Annotated in this window: 12 protein-coding genes; all 12 read left to right on the forward strand. The window is 70.9% G+C overall.

The annotated features are described in order from the left end of the window. Positions 1-338 precede the first annotated feature (338 nt). Genes KYK13_RS15040 through KYK13_RS15095 form a run of 12 tightly spaced genes read left to right on the forward strand, consistent with a single transcriptional unit; the run spans position 339 to position 15,795 of the window. Positions 339-1,481, forward strand: coding sequence for a Pvc16 family protein (locus KYK13_RS15040; protein ID WP_223645129.1), 1,143 nt, complete (start codon positions 339-341; stop codon positions 1,479-1,481). Further along, entirely contained in the window at positions 1,478-3,517 is a 2,040-nt protein-coding gene (locus KYK13_RS15045; RefSeq protein ID WP_223645130.1) for an ATP-binding protein, read from the forward strand. The genes KYK13_RS15040 and KYK13_RS15045 overlap by 4 nt, the downstream gene beginning before the upstream one ends. Further along, positions 3,514-3,786: a hypothetical protein gene (locus KYK13_RS15050; protein WP_223645131.1), complete on the forward strand. Its 273-nt coding sequence runs from the start codon at positions 3,514-3,516 to the stop codon at positions 3,784-3,786. Before KYK13_RS15045 ends, KYK13_RS15050 begins: the two co-directional genes overlap by 4 nt. Next, positions 3,783-4,454, forward strand: coding sequence for a hypothetical protein (locus tag KYK13_RS15055; RefSeq protein WP_223645132.1), 672 nt, complete (start codon positions 3,783-3,785; stop codon positions 4,452-4,454). Before KYK13_RS15050 ends, KYK13_RS15055 begins: the two co-directional genes overlap by 4 nt. A gap of 15 nt (positions 4,455-4,469) precedes the next feature. Next, positions 4,470-4,745, forward strand: coding sequence for a hypothetical protein (locus KYK13_RS15060; RefSeq protein WP_223645133.1), 276 nt, complete (start codon positions 4,470-4,472; stop codon positions 4,743-4,745). Positions 4,746-4,766: 21 nt separating this feature from the next. Then, the gene (locus KYK13_RS15065) at positions 4,767-5,897 is read left to right on the forward strand and encodes a phage late control D family protein (RefSeq protein ID WP_223645134.1); all 1,131 of its coding nucleotides are present in this window, start codon (positions 4,767-4,769) and stop codon (positions 5,895-5,897) included. Continuing rightward, positions 5,894-6,577 (forward strand): phage baseplate assembly protein V, encoded by a 684-nt coding sequence (locus KYK13_RS15070; protein ID WP_223645135.1) that lies wholly within the window; start codon positions 5,894-5,896, stop codon positions 6,575-6,577. The genes KYK13_RS15065 and KYK13_RS15070 overlap by 4 nt, the downstream gene beginning before the upstream one ends. A gap of 8 nt (positions 6,578-6,585) precedes the next feature. After that, on the forward strand, positions 6,586-7,065 hold the full coding sequence (locus KYK13_RS15075; RefSeq protein WP_223645136.1) for a hypothetical protein: 480 nt from the start codon (positions 6,586-6,588) through the stop codon (positions 7,063-7,065). Between the two features lie 12 nt (positions 7,066-7,077). Beyond that, positions 7,078-7,446: a GPW/gp25 family protein gene (locus KYK13_RS15080; RefSeq protein ID WP_206883907.1), complete on the forward strand. Its 369-nt coding sequence runs from the start codon at positions 7,078-7,080 to the stop codon at positions 7,444-7,446. Then, entirely contained in the window at positions 7,443-9,881 is a 2,439-nt protein-coding gene (locus tag KYK13_RS15085; RefSeq protein ID WP_223645137.1) for a baseplate J/gp47 family protein, read from the forward strand. Before KYK13_RS15080 ends, KYK13_RS15085 begins: the two co-directional genes overlap by 4 nt. Then, positions 9,878-12,415: a baseplate J/gp47 family protein gene (locus KYK13_RS15090; protein WP_223645138.1), complete on the forward strand. Its 2,538-nt coding sequence runs from the start codon at positions 9,878-9,880 to the stop codon at positions 12,413-12,415. Before KYK13_RS15085 ends, KYK13_RS15090 begins: the two co-directional genes overlap by 4 nt. Beyond that, positions 12,412-15,795, forward strand: a complete 3,384-nt coding sequence (locus tag KYK13_RS15095; RefSeq protein ID WP_223645139.1) for a hypothetical protein — start codon at positions 12,412-12,414, stop codon at positions 15,793-15,795. The genes KYK13_RS15090 and KYK13_RS15095 overlap by 4 nt, the downstream gene beginning before the upstream one ends. Positions 15,796-15,855 lie beyond the last annotated feature (60 nt).

Consider the following 15,855-nt stretch of genomic DNA (forward strand, 5'->3'; position numbering starts at 1 on the left):
CGGGGGCGAAGGCCGCTCAGCCCGTGGCGCCAGTCCTTCCGAAGTCGCCTGCTGGCACTCCATCTCCAGCTCCGGTGCCAGAGCCCGCGCAGCCCGGGCCTGCCGCCGCGCCGCGCCCTCGCGCCGACGCCGCGAGCGTGCGTCCCGCACCCGTGCCCGCGCCGCAACGCGCGCCGTCGCCCTCGCGTCCTGCGCCTCCGAGCATCTCCATTTCGGTAGGCCGCATCGAGATCGTCGGCAGCCGTGCGCCCGCGCCACGGCTGGCCACGGTGCACGCGCCGCGCGCGCATCAGATTGAACCGGGGCTCCCAGTCGGCTCACTCGGCGGGAGGTGGTAGGTGGCGACGTTCAACAACCTCTACCACGCGACCGAGGCCATCAAGCACGTCCTGGAGACGCGGATCACTCCCGCGCCGGGCAACGTGATCGCCGGCCCTCCGCCCGACACCGCCACCACCATCGAGGAGCTGCGCGTGTCGCTCCTCTGGGTCAACGAACAGGCGGGCCACAAGAACGACGGCTACATCCGCAACCCCGACGGCACGTCCTCGCCGCCGCCCATGACGCTGTCCCTCTTCGTGCTGATCACCGGCTACGGCGAGGACCCCGAGACCAACTCCGCCGGTGCCCACCGCCTCATCGGCGAGGTGCTGCGGATCTTCCACGCGGAACCGCACATCGAGCTACCCATCGCGGCGCTCCCGAGCAACAGCGGCAGGGGCCGGCTCTCGCTCGCCCTGGTGCCGCTCACGCCCGACGTGGTGGAGAAGCTCTTCTCTCCGCTGCAGATCAAGCACCGGCCCTTCCTGCTCTACGAGGTGGGCCCGGTGCAGCTCGTGAGCAAGCTGGCCACGACCCCCGTGTCGCCGGTGGTCGCCCCGGGAGGCATGGTCCTGACGGGACCCTCCATCGCGGCGCCGCCGAGGCTGGGCCGGCTCGTGCCCAACACCCTTGCCGAAGGCGGCTACGTCCGCATCGATGGTGCCTTCCCGGCCACCGTCGACGCGGTCTGGGTGGGCGCCAGGAAGTTCGTCGCTGGCGGCTTCGACGTCATCGAGCCGGGCCGCGCCATCGGGCTCCGGCTGCCCACGGCCGGACCGCACGCGGTTCCCCCGGGCGTCCATCGCGTGTCGGTGATGAGCGGCAAGGTCGGATCCGAGCCCGTGGATCTTTGCGTCGTCCAGGCGGGCACCTGGTCGGTCGACGGACCGAAGGTCCTCTCCGTGGCGAAGAGCGCGCTCTTCAAGCTGGAGGGGCAGGGGCTCACGCCCGCCACGCAGGTGTACCTCTGGCCGGACAGCGGCATCTTCGCGCCCACCGACGTGCACCGGATTGGCGGCCTCACCGTTACGCCCACCTCGGTCGAGTTCACCGTTCCCGACCTGCCTGGCGGTGACTACCGGTTGTCGGTCGAGCTCACCCTCGGGGCCTCGGTGCCGTTGCAGTTCACCCCGTTCGTCATCGTGGAGGTCAAGGCATGAGCGCTCCCGTGCCGCCTCCCATGTCCGCGCTCGCGCTCGCACGTGAACTGGCGCTGCTCGGCGCGGAGGCCGCCGTCCGCGAGCGGGAGACCTCCACGTTCGATGGAGCGGCGGGGTTCGCGCATGCGCCCGAGCGCTTCCGGGAGCTCGGCGAGCGGATGCGCGCGTGCCTGCTCCAGCAGGACCCCATGACGGCCCGCCTGCGGGGGCGGCTCGGCCTTTCCGAGGAGGGCACCTGGCTCGTCGTCCTCGCCGCCGCGGTCGAGGCCCATCCGGAGTGCGCCGCCGCGGCGAGCATCCTCGCGGAGGACGAGCGCGTGCAGTTGGTGACGCCAGCCGCGTTCGCCAGGCTCCTCGTGTCCGCGCAGGGCGTTCCCTTCGAGCGCGCCCTTGCCGAGGCGATTGAAGGGGGCTCGGCGGAGCGCATGGGCCTCGTGGAGCGCGTCGAGGCGGCGGTCCAGAAGCCGCTCTCGCAGGTGCCCGTGCGCCTTGCCCCCGCCGAGGCCCGGCGCCACCTGCTCGCGGAGGTGCCCGACGTGGAGCCCACGCAGCTCGCCGTCACGCGCGAGCCTCCCTCGCGGGTCCTCGGGCTGCCCCGGTCTCTGGTGGAGGGGGCTCGCGCCATCCTCGATGCGGAAGGCGTCCTGTGCCTCCGCGCCGGGACGGCCCGCGCGTCGCGCCAGCTGGGGCTCGACCTGGCGTCCGTGGCCGGTGAGACTGCGTTCCTCGTCGGGACGGGTGCTGACGACGCGCCGGACGCCGCGGAGGTGATGCGCCTGCGCGGCGGCCTCACCGTGGTGGATCTCCACACCGCCTGTCAGTCGCGTGCCTTCCCCGAGCCGTGGATCCGGATGGTGTCCCGGCACCTCCCCGCCTTGGTGCTCCTGGTGCCGCACAACGCGTACACCGGCGCCTGGCCCACGGTGGAGCTGCCGGAGCTCGATCTCGATGCACGCCGCCGCGTGTTCGAGGCCGAGTTTGGTGAGGGACCCGTGGCCTCTGCCTTGGCCCTCCGCTTCCGCTCCAGCCTTGACGAGGTGCGCGCGGCTGCTCGTGCCGCCTCCACGAAGCAGCGTCTGGCCGGCGGCGCTGCCGCCGGGATGGATGCCGAGGCCATCGCCGCGGAGCTGCTGGCCCAGGGCGCGCGGAAGATGGGTCGGCTCGTCACGCACATCCCGTCGCGCGCGGTGTTCGACGATCTGGTCGTGCCGCCGCACCTGCGCGACACGCTCGTCGACATCGTGGGCTTCTACCGGGCGGCGCCCCGGGTGCGCTCCGAGATGGGCCTTTCGGGGGCGTCGCCGCTCGGCCGTGGTCTCTCGTGTCTGTTCTCGGGCAGCCCCGGCACGGGCAAGACCTTCGCCGCGCAGTGCCTCGCCAGCGCGCTTGGGCTGAACCTCTACCGCATCGACTTGAGCCAGGTGGTCTCCAAGTACATCGGCGAGACGGAGAAGGCGCTGTCGCGCGTGTTCGAGGAGGCCGAGGCAGGACACGGCATCCTCCTCTTCGACGAGGCCGACGCGCTCTTCGGCAAGCGCAGCGAGGTGAAGGACGCGCACGACCGATACGCCAACGTGGAGGTCGCGTACCTGCTCCAGCGCATGGAGTCCTTCGAGGGCATCAGCATCCTGACCACCAACCTGCGCAGCAACATGGACACCGCGTTCCTGCGTCGCCTCCGGTTCGTGCTGGAGTTCCCCATGCCGGATGCGTCCATGCGCGCGTCGCTGTGGCAGCGCTCGCTTCCGCCCGCCGCGCGCTGGGCGCCGGGGCTCGACCTGCGGCACTTCGTGGAGCGCTTCAGCCTCGCGGGCGGCAGCATCTACAACATCGGCGTCGCGGCGGCGCACCTCGCCGCCGCCGAGCCCGATGGGCTCGTGCGGGTCGAGCACCTGGTTCGCGCCACGTATCGCGAGCTGGAGAAGGTCGGGCTCGGGCGCTCGCGCGAGGACTTCGGTCCGCTCGCCGACCACCTGCCGGGCCATGCTCAGGGGTTGAACGGCAAGCCCGTTGTCTGGGCGAGGGGACGCGCATGAGTGGCATCTCCCTCCGCATTGACACCATTTCGGTGTTGGGCCTCTCCGACGACGCCCGCGCGCAGGCCATCCAGGCGACGGTGCAGGATGCCCTGCGCAGACTGGCCGAGCGCCTCGCGAAGTCCCCGCTCGCACGCGCGGGTGTGCAGGAGCTTGCCCTGGAGCGGCTCTCGCTCGACGCGCTGCCCGCGGATGAATTGCTTTCCGAGCGCGGCGCGGAGCGTCTTGCCGACGAGCTGTATTCCGCCGTCCTGAGGAGACTGCCGTGAGCGATCCTGTCAGCTACCTGCGAGGCGCCTTCATCGCGTATGAGCCGGGCGGCTACCCGGACGGTGACAAGCGGGTGATTCCGTTCCGCTTCAATCCCGAGGTTCTGACCCGGGCCTTCCAGGTCGAGCAGGGCAAGAGCGGCTCCGGCACGGAGGGCGCGGCGAAGGGCTCCGGCAAGGGAGAGCAGGGGGCTGATGCCTCCAGCGGTAACGTCAAGCAGACCCTCACCGTGCAGGTGCGGTTCGACTTCGACGACCGCCTCCAGAGCGCGGAGAACCTCCCCGCGGAGTTGGGCATCCTCCCGGAGGTCAGCGCGCTGGAGGGGCTGCTCTTCCCGGCCGAAAGCCCGCAGGACCGGAGCTCCGACGGCAAGGAGCCCGTGAAGGCGCGCAAGCAGCGACCCACCGTCCTGTTCGTGTGGGGCAGGAAGCGCGTGCTTCCCGTCCGCATCACCGGGATGAACGTCAACGAGACCCGCCACAACCGCGACCTCAACCCCATCCGCGCGGAGGTGGACGTGCAGCTGGAGGTGCTCACCGACGCGGACGCCAAGGACAACAAGGCCGTCCAGGACGCGCTCGCCTTCACCGCGTCGAAGCGCTCGGAGATGGCCCGGCAGTTCTTCGATACGACGGCCGCGCAGGGAACCAACATCCTGCCGCTCTGAGAAAGGCGCTCACCCGTGATCGACAAGACGAGCCGCTACGCGAAGACACCCACGGATACAGCCACCGACGCCTCGGGCGAGGAGGTCACCCTCCTGTCGCTGCGTGAGCTTCCGGCGACGGGCGGCGTCTTCTTCCACGCGCCCGGCGAGGGAGAGCGGCTGGACACCCTGGCCCAGCAGTACTTCCGCGACCCGAAGAAGTTCTGGCGCATCTGCGACGCGTCCAGCGTCCTCGACCCGTTCGACGTGCTCGTCCCCGGACGGCCCGTCCTCATCCCGCCGAACCGCTGAGGAACCATGCCGGATCCGCGCATGCTCGTATCCATCGATGGGGAGCCGATCGAGGCCTCGGTGCTCGGTCTGCTCACCCGTATCGAGGTGCGTGAAAGCGACGCGGACCCCAGCGTCCTCGCCCTGCGCTTCAACGCCACGCAGTCGCCGGAAGGAGAGTTCTCGCCGCTCGATGACGGCATCTTCGTGCCGTCCGCGAAGGTGTCGGTGCAGCTTGAACCGCCCGGCGGCAACGCCGTGCGCCTCTTCGAGGGCTTCGTCACGCACGTGCGCCCGCACTTCGAAGCTGTCGAGTCGAACAGCTACGTCGAGGTGCTCGCCATGGACGCGGCCGTGCTGCTGTCGGCCGAGGAGCGGGTGGAGGCCTATCCCGACGTCACCGACACCGAGGCCGCGGAGAAGGTCTTCGCCCGCTACCCGCTCACCTTCGCCGGGGAGAAGACCGGCACGCGCCATGAGGCGAAGAAGCAGCTTCTCGTGCAGCGCGGCACTGACTGGGAATGGGTCCAGCGCCTGGCCCGGCGCAACGGCTTCGTCTGCTATTTGGAGCCCGACCCGCAGAGCGGCGCCGTGACGGCGTACTTCCGGCCGCGCGCCCTCAAGGACACGCCGCAGCCGGACCTCACCATCCTGCGCGATGATCCCAACCTCAAGTGGCTGGACCTCCAGGCCACGTTGACAGGGCCTGCCCGTGTGAAGGGCGCGGCCATCGACCCCATCGGCAAGCGCCTCGTGCGCTCCGACGGAAGCCCCAAGCTGGATCCGCTGGGCGAAGGGCTGATGGACGACGCACTGGAGAAGGGGCTGAAGCAGGCGGGGGCGACCGGCTCCGTCACGCTCCTGCGCGACCCGTTCCCCGCGGAGACGGCCATCGCGGATGAAGGTTCGGCGGCAACGGACCGGGCGCTGTTCGCCGTCGAGGCGAGGGGCGAGGTGGACACGCCCCTGTACCGGGGGCTCCTGCGCGCGCGTCGCCCGGTGCTCATCAAGGGCGTGGGGCGGATGTTCGCGGGCGTCTACTACGTGCGTGCGGTCCGGACGACCGTGGATGAAGGGGTGATCAGCCAGACCTTCGTCGCCGAGCGCAACGCGCTGGGCCTCTCCGGGAAGGAAGACTTCGGCCAGAGCGCCGAGGAGGTTCCGCCGCAATGAAGGTGGAAGACCTGCTGCGCACGTTCGAGGAGCGGTTCGTGCACCGCTTCTACGGAAAATACGAGGGCGTCGTCACCGACAACGCGGACCCCCTGAAGTTGGGGCGCCTGCGCGCGAAGGTGCCCGCTGTCCTGGGCGAAGACGTCCCGACGGGCTGGGCGCTGCCATGCGTGCCCTACGGTGGAGGCAAGGACCGCGGCTTCCTGTTCACGCCGGAGGTCGGTGACACGGTGTGGATTGAGTTCGCGGCCGGCGACCCCAGCCGTCCCATCTGGTCCGGCTGCTTCTGGGGCGCCCCGGAGAGCACCGGCCAGACCGACGACCTGGGCACCGAGAAGGGCACGGAGGTGCCCACCTCCGAGGACACCCAGGCCGGCCCGATGAAGCACGTGCTCCGGACCAAGGCGGGGCACCGCATCTTCATGGACGACGAAGGGGAGGTCGTCGTGCTCGCCCACGGCGGCGACAAGGTCGAGCTGCGACTGACCAAGAACGGCGAGCTGATCATCAAGGCCGACAAGATCAAGCTGGGCGACGGCGCGGAGCAGGCCGTGGTCCTGGGCAACGACTTCATGCAGTTCTTCAACAGCCACACGCATCCGACCGGTGTCGGGCCCTCGGGGCCTCCGACCCAGCCGATGCAGTCGAACCTCCTGTCGACGAAGACGTTCACCGAATAGGCCGCCCCATGCCCCTCGTGTTCGACACGCTCAAGACCCAGCTCGAACAGACCTGGCTCGTCCCGGAGGGCGGCTCGTATCCGCAGGACGTGAACGCGTCCGCGGACCACTTCGCGACCGCGGTGTCCAGTTGGTTCGCGGCGGGGCAGGCGGCGGGGATCCCCTGCGCGACGGCGCTTGCGCGCAAGTCCCAGCTCATGGCCGCGGCGGCGGGGGCGCTCGCGGCTCAGTCGGCGCAGGCGGCGGGCACCCAGCTGGCCATGGCCGTGGCGGCGTACATGGCGGGCCAGAGCTTCCCGCCCGGCATGTCGGCGTTTCCGACTGCGGCGGGCGCGGCGGTGTCGCAGCTGGTCTCCGTGTTCTCCGACGTGAACGGGTCGGTGTCGCAGAAGGCGCAGCAGGTCGCCACGGCGTGCACGCTGCTCGCGTCCAGCACGCTCGTCATCTTCCCCGTCCCCCCTGGCCCGCCGTCCGCGCCCATCACCTGAGGAGGACCTCCCATGGCCGATCGCTTCCTCCAGCACCCATTCCGGTTCGGCGCCCAGGGCGGGGTCGCCGTCATCGACGACGCGGACAAGCACCTGCGCGACAAGATCCTCGCGGTCCTGTTCACCGCGCCGGGCGAGCGCGTCAACCGGCCGGACTTCGGCGTGGGCCTCAACCGCGCCGTCTTCGACGAGCTCAACGACCTGACGATTGGCGCGTTGGAGTTCCGCATCTCGCAGTCGCTCCGCCGCGACATCGGAGATGAAGTCCTGGTGGACGGCGTCGACGTGGAGGCCTCCCCCGAGGACGGGGAGCTGTGGGTGAAGATCGCCTTCCGCCGCCGTACGGACCGCCTGCCTCGCAACCTGGAGGTGCGGCTGTGACGACCCCGTGGCTTCAGTGGTCCGGCCGCCATGGGACCGCGCTGTTCCAGGGCATCGATTACCTGGAGCTGACGCTCCTGCCCGACGAACAGGCACCCACGTCGGCGACGCTGGTCGTCCATCTCCAGCGGACCTGGGCCGCCCCCAAGTTCTCGGAGAAGAGCTTCGCCATCACCGGCGGGCTGCGGATCACCGACCTGGGCTTCACCTACGTGGGCGAGGACAGCGCCCAGAAGACCGTCACGCTCGCGCTCTCGAAGATGGGCGATGCCTCCGAGTACACGCTGACGCTCCTCTCCACGGGGGAAGGGCCGGGCGGTCCCCAGGTCCATCCCTTCTTCGGCTCCGCGACGTTCGACTTCACGTTGAGCTGTGAGGGCGGAGACTGCCGGCCTCTCGCGGAGAAGCCTCCCAAGGCGTTGCAGCCGCGGCCCGCGGTGGATCTGCTCACCAAGGACTTCACGGGCTTCGTGCAGATGTTCGGCGACTGGGTGCGGGTGAAGAACCCGGCCTGGGCCGACCTCTCGCCCGCGGCCCTGGAGCGCGTGCTCGTGGAGTTGCTCGCGCACCACGGCGACCTGCTGAGCTACTACCAGGACCGCGTCGCCAACGAGGCGTTCGTCGACACGGCCGGCCAGCGGTATTCGCTGCGCCAGCACGCGGCGTTGCTCGGGACGCGCCTGTTTGACGGCACCGCGGCCGAAACGCTCCTCTGTTTCCAGGCCCAGAGCGACGGCTACCTGCCCGTGGGCGTCGAAATCACGACCCCCGCCGGAGCGAGCGGCGCGGAGGTGGTGTTCTGGCTCACCGAGCGGACGCGCGTCCTCGCCGCGCACAACGTGCTGCCGCTCGCGGCGTGGCCCGGGGCCGACGACGCCGTCATCCCCGCGGGGGCGAGCGAGGTGCTCCTCTGGGGCACGGTCGAGAACCTCTCCGTGGGCCAGACGCTCGCGTTCGTGCAGGGCAACCACTTCGCCACGACGCCGCTGGACGCGCCCGTCCCCCCGGCGCGGGTCGTGACCATCACGGCCTTCCGGCATGAGCGGCTTCCTGGATGGACCGCCTCCGCGTCGGACGCCTCGCACGCGAACGAATCCGAGGTCACGGTCGTCGCGTTCGAGCCGCCGCTCGACATCGACATGCGGCCGGCGTGGGGCGATCCGGATGCGCTTCGGATCCACGGCAACCTGGGGCGTGGCCGTTTCGGCCGGTCCCGGCAGGATCGCTACGCGCGCTCGGAGACGGCTTTCTCGCGCGACCGGCAGAGCTACGTGCTGGAGCGACGGCCAGGGTTCTCGCACCTGCTGCTGCGCGCGCTGCGGCTGTCGGAGTCTCAGGTCGTGTTCGAGTCGTCGGTTTCGGCGGCGGGGCTCACGGGCTCCTCGGTCCGGGTGGAGGTGACGATCGGCTCGGAGAAGTGGCAGCGGGTGGAGCACCTGCATGCCTCGCAGTCCTTCGACAGGCACTTCGTCGCGAGCTCGGACGAGGACGGCTCGCTGTGGCTCGAGTTCGGCGACGGCAAGCAGGGGCGCGCCGTCGAGGTGTGGTCCGAGGACGCGTTGAGCCAGGCGCAGAAGCAGAGCGAGCAGCTCCCCGGCGACATCGTGGTGGACTACCGCACGGGCGACGCGGTCGCGGGCAACGTGGGGGCCGGCGTCCTCACGCGCTTCATGCCCGGCCAGTCCGCCGTGGCTGGCTTCACCGGGCTGCGCGGCGTCAACGTGCTCCCGGGCACCGGAGGTGTCCGCGCCGAAACACGCGAGGCCGTGCGCCTCCGCATTCCGGCGTCGCTCCGTCATGGCCCCGTCGAGCGCGCCGTGTCGCTGTCCGACTACGCCGTGGCCGCAGCCACCGTGAAGGGCGTGGGGCTCGCGACCGCCCGGCTCCTGGGCGGGCCCTTCAACGCGGTGCTCGTCCTGGTGGATCCAGAAGGAAAGGCCGGGCTGTCGGAGCCGCTCCGGCAGGCGGTGTTCGACCGCATCGACGCGCTTCGCATGACGGGGCGGGAGCACTTCGTGCGCGCCGCGGAGTACGTGCCCATCGACGTGCGGCTCGGCATCTGCGTGGAGCCGGGGGCGCTGCCCTACCGCGTGCGTTCGGCGGTCCTCGCGGCGTTGCGGCCCGGCTCCCGGGACAACCCCGGCTACTTCCACCCGGACCGGCTGAGCTTCAGCGACGGGCTGGAGGTCGGCGAGTTGCTCGCGTTCGTGCAGCGCATCCCAGGCGTGCGCGCCGTCAAGGCACTCCGCTTCCGCAAGCTGAAGGTGCTGTCCGCGAACGAGGTCGAGTCGCGAATCACACTCGCGCCGACCGAGGTCGTCCGCAACGACGGTGACGACGACATGCCGGACCACGGGAAGCTGAAGGTCCTCGTGGTCGGGCTCGACGCGGGCGTGACCGAGAAGGACTTCGTCATCGAGGAGGTCGCACCGTGAGCCGCCCACCGCGCTTCCGCACCGCGTACTCCACCACGGGCGAGCCCCTCGCGGGCCGCACGGTGCTCGACTACCTGCCGGACGAGTTCGCCGACCTCCTCGATGAGCAGCGGACGCTGGCCTCGCACGAGCTGGGCTTCCCTCCCTCCACCGCGCAGGGCGACTTCGCCGGCACGCTGATGGAACTCGCGGCGCTCCTCGGACACACGCTGGGGGCCTACCAGGACCGGTACGCGAACGACGCCTTCCTGGGCACGGCGCTCACGGCGAAGGCGCTGGTACGCCATGGACGCCGCCTGGGCTACGAGCCCGGGCCGGGCCTCGCTGCCACCGGATACGCGTTGCTGACCCTCAAGGACGGCGTGTCCGGCACGGTGCTCCGGGGCCTGGCGATGGGCTCGGCGTCCGTGGGCGAGAAGAAGGCGCAGGACTACGAGACCACCGAGGACCTGGCCGTCAGCGCGGCGTGGAGCGAGCTCCTCCCGTACGACGCGCTCGCGGTGCTGCCGCTCTCAGGCAAGTCGACGTTCGAGGTGGAGGGGACGGGGTTCGGCATCGCGCAGGGCGACTTCGTGGTCATCGAGCGGGGGACCACTCTCTCCGCGCACGAAGTGAGCGCGCCGCCCGTGGAGGGTGGGGGACGGACGCGGCTCACGGTGAAGCAGCCGCTCACCGGGAGCGACAGCAGCTTCCCGGGTGCCGTCGTCTGGGCGAAGCCCGCGCACGACCTTCATCTCTTCGGCTGGAATACGTCAGCCGCGTCGTTCACGGAGGCGGAGCTGCGAGGCGGGGCCCTCAAGGCGAGTCCCGCGTCGTATCCCGCCTCCGGCTACACCGTGACGCCCGCGAACGACCCGAACAACGCGGACGATCCGAACGGCCTCTATCTGTCCGAGGAGCTCAAGAAGTCGGTCATCGGTACTCCCGGGGTTCGTGTCACCAATTCGGGCCCCTCGGCGCTCCGAATCACGGCGGAGGCATCAAGGAGCGTCACGTTCTCGAAGGTCAACCACGTGGTCGTCCAGATTCCGGCGGACCCCACGAAGCCGAACGGGACGCAGATCACGGTGCTCGATGAGAAGCCCACGGTGAGCGTGGCGAGGACGGTGACCGCCATCCAGGCGACCGTGGGCGGCACGCTCCTGGCCCGGAGCGATCAGGCCATCCGGACGAGCCGGTGGGTCCTGGGCTTTGGCGTGAAGGCGCCCCTGGTCGCGACCGGGCCCAATCCAGCGGTCGTCACGCAGCCCGGCTCCACGCCCGTCCGGCTCGACCGTCTGGTCGCGGACCTCGAGCCGGGTCGGCTCGTCGCGCTGGCGGAGCGCGGGAGCGAAGCGCGCTTCGAGATCGTGCGTCTCACGTCGGTGGGGACCTGGGCGGATGGCAGCGGCCCCGTCCGCACGCAGCTCACCTGGGAGCCCGTTGAGCCGCCCGTGGCGGGCGCTCCCTGGACGTATGGGGCGCTTCGCATCCTGGGCAATGTCGCGCGCATCTCCCACGGGAAGACCGCGACGGAGGTGCTGGGGGGCTCGGATGGGAGCACGCCCTTCCTGCGCCTCTCGCTCAAGCAGAAGCCGCTCACGTACCTGCCTTCGCCGGACGGCGCCGAGCCCGAATTGGAGATCCGCGTGGCGGACGTCTTGTGGCACCGCGTCGTGGACTTCGTGGCGTCGCCGCCAGAGGACCGCTGCTACCTCGTCCAGCGCGATGAGACCGGCACGGTCAGCGTGGTGTTCGGGGACGGCATCCAGGGCGCCATTCCGTCTTCTGGAAGGAACCACATCGTCGCGACGTACCGCACCGGCATCGGCCCGGACGGCGACGCGGACGCCTTCGCTGTGAGCCGGCTCAAGAAGGCGCACGCGCTGGTGGAGCGCGCGGCGAATCCGCTCCCGGTGAAGGGCGGCGCGGCACCGGCCGAGCCCGAGGCGGTTCGCACCAAGGCGACGGGATACATCCGGACCTTCGACCGCGCCGTCTCCGTGGAGGACCACAAACAGCTCGCGTTGCAGTTCCCGGGCGTCGTGAAGGCGAACGCGGAGTGGACGAAGCTCGAGGGCGGCGCGGAAGGCATCCGCGTGGTGGTCTCCGACGCGAAGGGCACGGCGTCGAACGCGGCCCAGGTGAAGGCCTTCCTCCAGGCCCGCCGTGACACCACGGTGCTGCTCGACGTGGCGGGCCCCGAGCTCGTCGGGCTCACGCTCACGCTGACGCTGGAGAGCGATCCGGCGTACCTGCGGGAGAGCGTGGAGCGTGCGGTGCGAGACGCGCTCTGCGGCACATCCGAGGCCGCACCGGGCCTGTTCGCCTTCGGGGCGCGCGACCTGGGACAGCCCGCGTTCCTGAGCGAACTCTACGAGCACATCGAGCGTGCCCCGGGCGTGCGCTTCATCGAGCTGCGCAGGTTCGACACGCTCGAAGAGGTCGCCAAGGGCCAGCCTTCGCGGGTGGCGGACACCGTCATCGCGTGGCCGAACCAGTTGCTCGTGCTCACGCCGCAGGACATCGAAATCCTTCTCCCGGAGGCCCCATGAGCGGCGAAGGCGGCGGTACCCCCACGCTCGACCCCGGCGTCCGCGACCTCGTCACGGACCTGCTCTATTCGCACCTGCCGGCGCTCTACCGCGTCGTCGACATGGCCGAGGGGACGCGCGAGCCCAAGAAGTCGCTCGCGCCCCGGGGCGTGGAGGAGCTCTACAAGTTCCTGCGCATCCTCGCCGCGCCCATCGCTCGGACGCGGCAGAGCGTTGAAGAGCTGCACGCGGACCTCTTCATCGACAAGAGCGCGGATTGGGTCCTCCCGTATCTGGCGGACATGATCGGGATGCGGCTCGTCTTCCCTGATGCCGCGTCCAACCGGCGCGACGTGCGCGGCACGGTGGGCTGGCGGCGCCGCAAGGGCACGCCCACCATGCTGGAGGAGATGGCGGGAGACCTCTCCGGCCAGCTGGCGGTGACGCGCGAGGGATGGAAGCGGATCCTGCTTGCCCAGGACCTCGACCTGTACCGGCCCGAGCGGACGGTCGCCGGGCTTCGGGCGGCGACGATCGCCGAACGTGCGTCGGGCCCGCTCGACACCGCGTTCCACGCAGTGGATCCGCGTCGCATTGGTCGGAACACCGGGCGGTACCACCCCAAGCACGTGGCGCACTGGCTGTACCCGACGAAGCTGTTCCCCGTCACGGAGGGCACGGCGAAGGACCGCACGCGCTACACCGGGGGCGGGGTGCCCGAGGTCGATTACCGGTTCGCCTTCAACCCCCTGGGCGAGGACGTGCCCCTGCGCATGCGGCGCGCGTCGGCCGAGGACCGGCTCGCGAGCGATCGCGTGCCGCCCCTCCACTTCGCGGAGCGCCCGGGCGACTACTTCGACCAGGAGGGAGGGAGCGGCGCGGGCTTCACGGTGCGCTTCACGGGCCTGCCCGCCGCCGTCGCCACGGCTTCGAAGGAGGCGCGGTCCGCCGTCCGTCTGCCCGCGGCGCGCGCGCTCGCCGCGGATCTTTGTGACGTGCTGCTCCTGTCTCATGTGGCGGAGCGGTTGTCGTCGCCGGTCCGGGTCGGGGTGATGGCCGTTCCGCTCACCGGAGCGGATTCCAACGTGCCGAATATCGCCGCGGGCGTGCTGCGCGGGGAGGTGCGCATCGAGGCGCGAGGCGGAACGTCGTCGCTCGGCGTCGCCACACCGGTGGCGGGTTCGTATGTCGTCATGCTGCGGCTCGCGGCGGAAGGGGGCGCGGGATACTTCCCGGGCGCCGTCATCGAAATCGCCTGCCGTGCGCCCGCGGCCTCGATGCCGCCTTCGGACCCGCGTCTCGCCACGATGGGGTTCCTCGCGGGCGCGCTCACCGTGGAGCTCCCCGCGACGTGGGTGGTGGGAGACCGGTGGCTGTTCGTCGCGGCGGACGGCAGCGTGTACGACGCGAATCCTCCCGCGAACCCGCTGACCGTCACGCCCGAGGGGCTGCGTCTGCCCGGAGAGGCCCTGTCCACCGGGCCCGGACCCGCGTGGCCGCCCCTTCCGCTCACCTCCGAGCCCGAGCCGTGGCGGAGCATTCCCTCCGCGATCGCGCGAGGGCCGGTGGTGGTGCACGCTCCCCGTGCGCTCGACGTGTCCGGAGCGCCGACGGTGGCGGGCAATGCCGTTTCGCTCCGGCTGGTGTTCGCGCTGCGGATCAAGAACCAGACCTGGCCCTTCCTCCAGCTGGCGTGGACGGGCCCGGACTCCACGGTGGCCACCACGTGGAAGGCCTTCCAGAAGAATGGCACCGCCGTCACGACGGCAGCGGAGTTGCGCGCGGCGTGGAGCTTCTTCGCGCAGGAGGCCGCGGCCTCTCGCGACGATGCCGAGCTCTGGCTCCGGCTGGAGTCCGAAACGAAGAGCATCCTCCTGCCGTCCTGCGAGGTGTCCTTCACGAGCGACCAGGGGGAGGCGGTCCTCATCCACCTCCCGGCGCTCGAAACGAAGGTACCGCCCTTCGCGGGGTGGTCTGCGTCGCTGGCCTTCGCGAGCGAGGCCGTGTCGGTGCGGCTCGACGGCTCGACGGTCTGGGCCGGCACTCTTCAGGTGGCGCGCTTCGCGTGCGGAGCCATCACTCCCATTCGCGAGGCGAAGACGCTCCGCCGCCGACGGCTCCGGCAGCGCACGCTGTGCTGGTGGAAGAACGAAGATCCGGCAAGCCCCCAGTTGGGCCTCGCGACGCCCGCGGGCTGCCTGGACATCGATCCCGCGCACGGCTTGTTCTCATTCGCGAAGGCAGAGCCCGCGGCTCCATTCACCGTGGCCTCGGTGCACGCGGGGGCCGCTGGCTGGCCGCCGGCCCCAGTAACAGTCGACTATCTGGAGGGTTACTCGTTCCACACCGGCGCACGCCCCGATGCGCGAGAGCCCCTGCTCGCCGAGGAGCTGCCCACCCCGACGCGACTCGTGCTTCGTGGGGGCAGCCTGCACCGCGAAGCGCCCCTCTCGTATCAGGGCCTCCCGCGCTACTCGACGCTCGGGGAGGCGCTCGCGGCCGTCGTCGCGGATGGCGCGAACGCGGCGAAGCACGAGGTCATCCAGTTCGAAGACAGCGCGACATACACGGAGAGCGCGCTGGTCTGGCCCGCCAACGTGGCGTCGCTCAGCATCCAGGCGGCGGAGCTCCACCGACCCGTACTCCTGCTCGGCGCGGCGTGGGCGAGTGGCTCGCCCCCGACGTACGAGAAGCTGACGCTGCACGGGCTCGCCCTCCGGCAGACCACCTATCCGGGGACGCCGCCGGTTCCGGCCACGATGGCCCTGGCCCTGCCACCGGCGAAGGCCATCGAGGTGCGGTTCTGTTCCGCGCTGACGCCCCACGACCTCTGGAGGTTCACGACCGCGACGGGGTCGGACACGGCGATTGAGCTCTTCCGCTGCCAGGCACCCAGGGTCCAGGTGAGCGGAGCCGCCACCGTCCTGATGGAGGAATGCGTGGTCGACGCGGCGGGCGGAGCGGCCGTCCTGGCCATCGACTGCGAGGTCCGCTTCGAGCGCTCGACGGTCGCGGCCTGGCGCGCGGACTTGGGCGGGGCACCTTCTGTGGACGTGCGCGTCATGGAGGCGAGCGAGAGCCTCTTCACCGACGTGGCGCGGGCGCGCGACCGGTTCCACGGCTGCGTCCGCTACAGCCGCGTGGAGCCCGGGAGCCTGCTGCCACGCAGACATCGCGTCACCGAGGACCTTCCCCTGTTCGTCACGCGCGACCGGAACGATGCCGCGCACCTGCGTCTGTCCGAGGAATGCCCGAGGACCGTCACGCGCGGCGCGGAGGACGGCTCGGAGATGGGGGCGTTCCACGGCGCGCGCTTCGCGCAGCGGGGCGACGCGTTGCTCACGAGGTTGATCGAATACACCCCCGCAGGGCTCCAGACCGGGCTCCTGCGGATGGACTAGCGCGCCGAGCCAACGGGCCCGGCGAGACCTGAGACACCGGCGAGAGGGTTGAGAGAGCGA

The organism is Corallococcus sp. EGB (assembly GCF_019968905.1).
Taxonomy (GTDB): Bacteria; Myxococcota; Myxococcia; order Myxococcales; family Myxococcaceae; genus Corallococcus.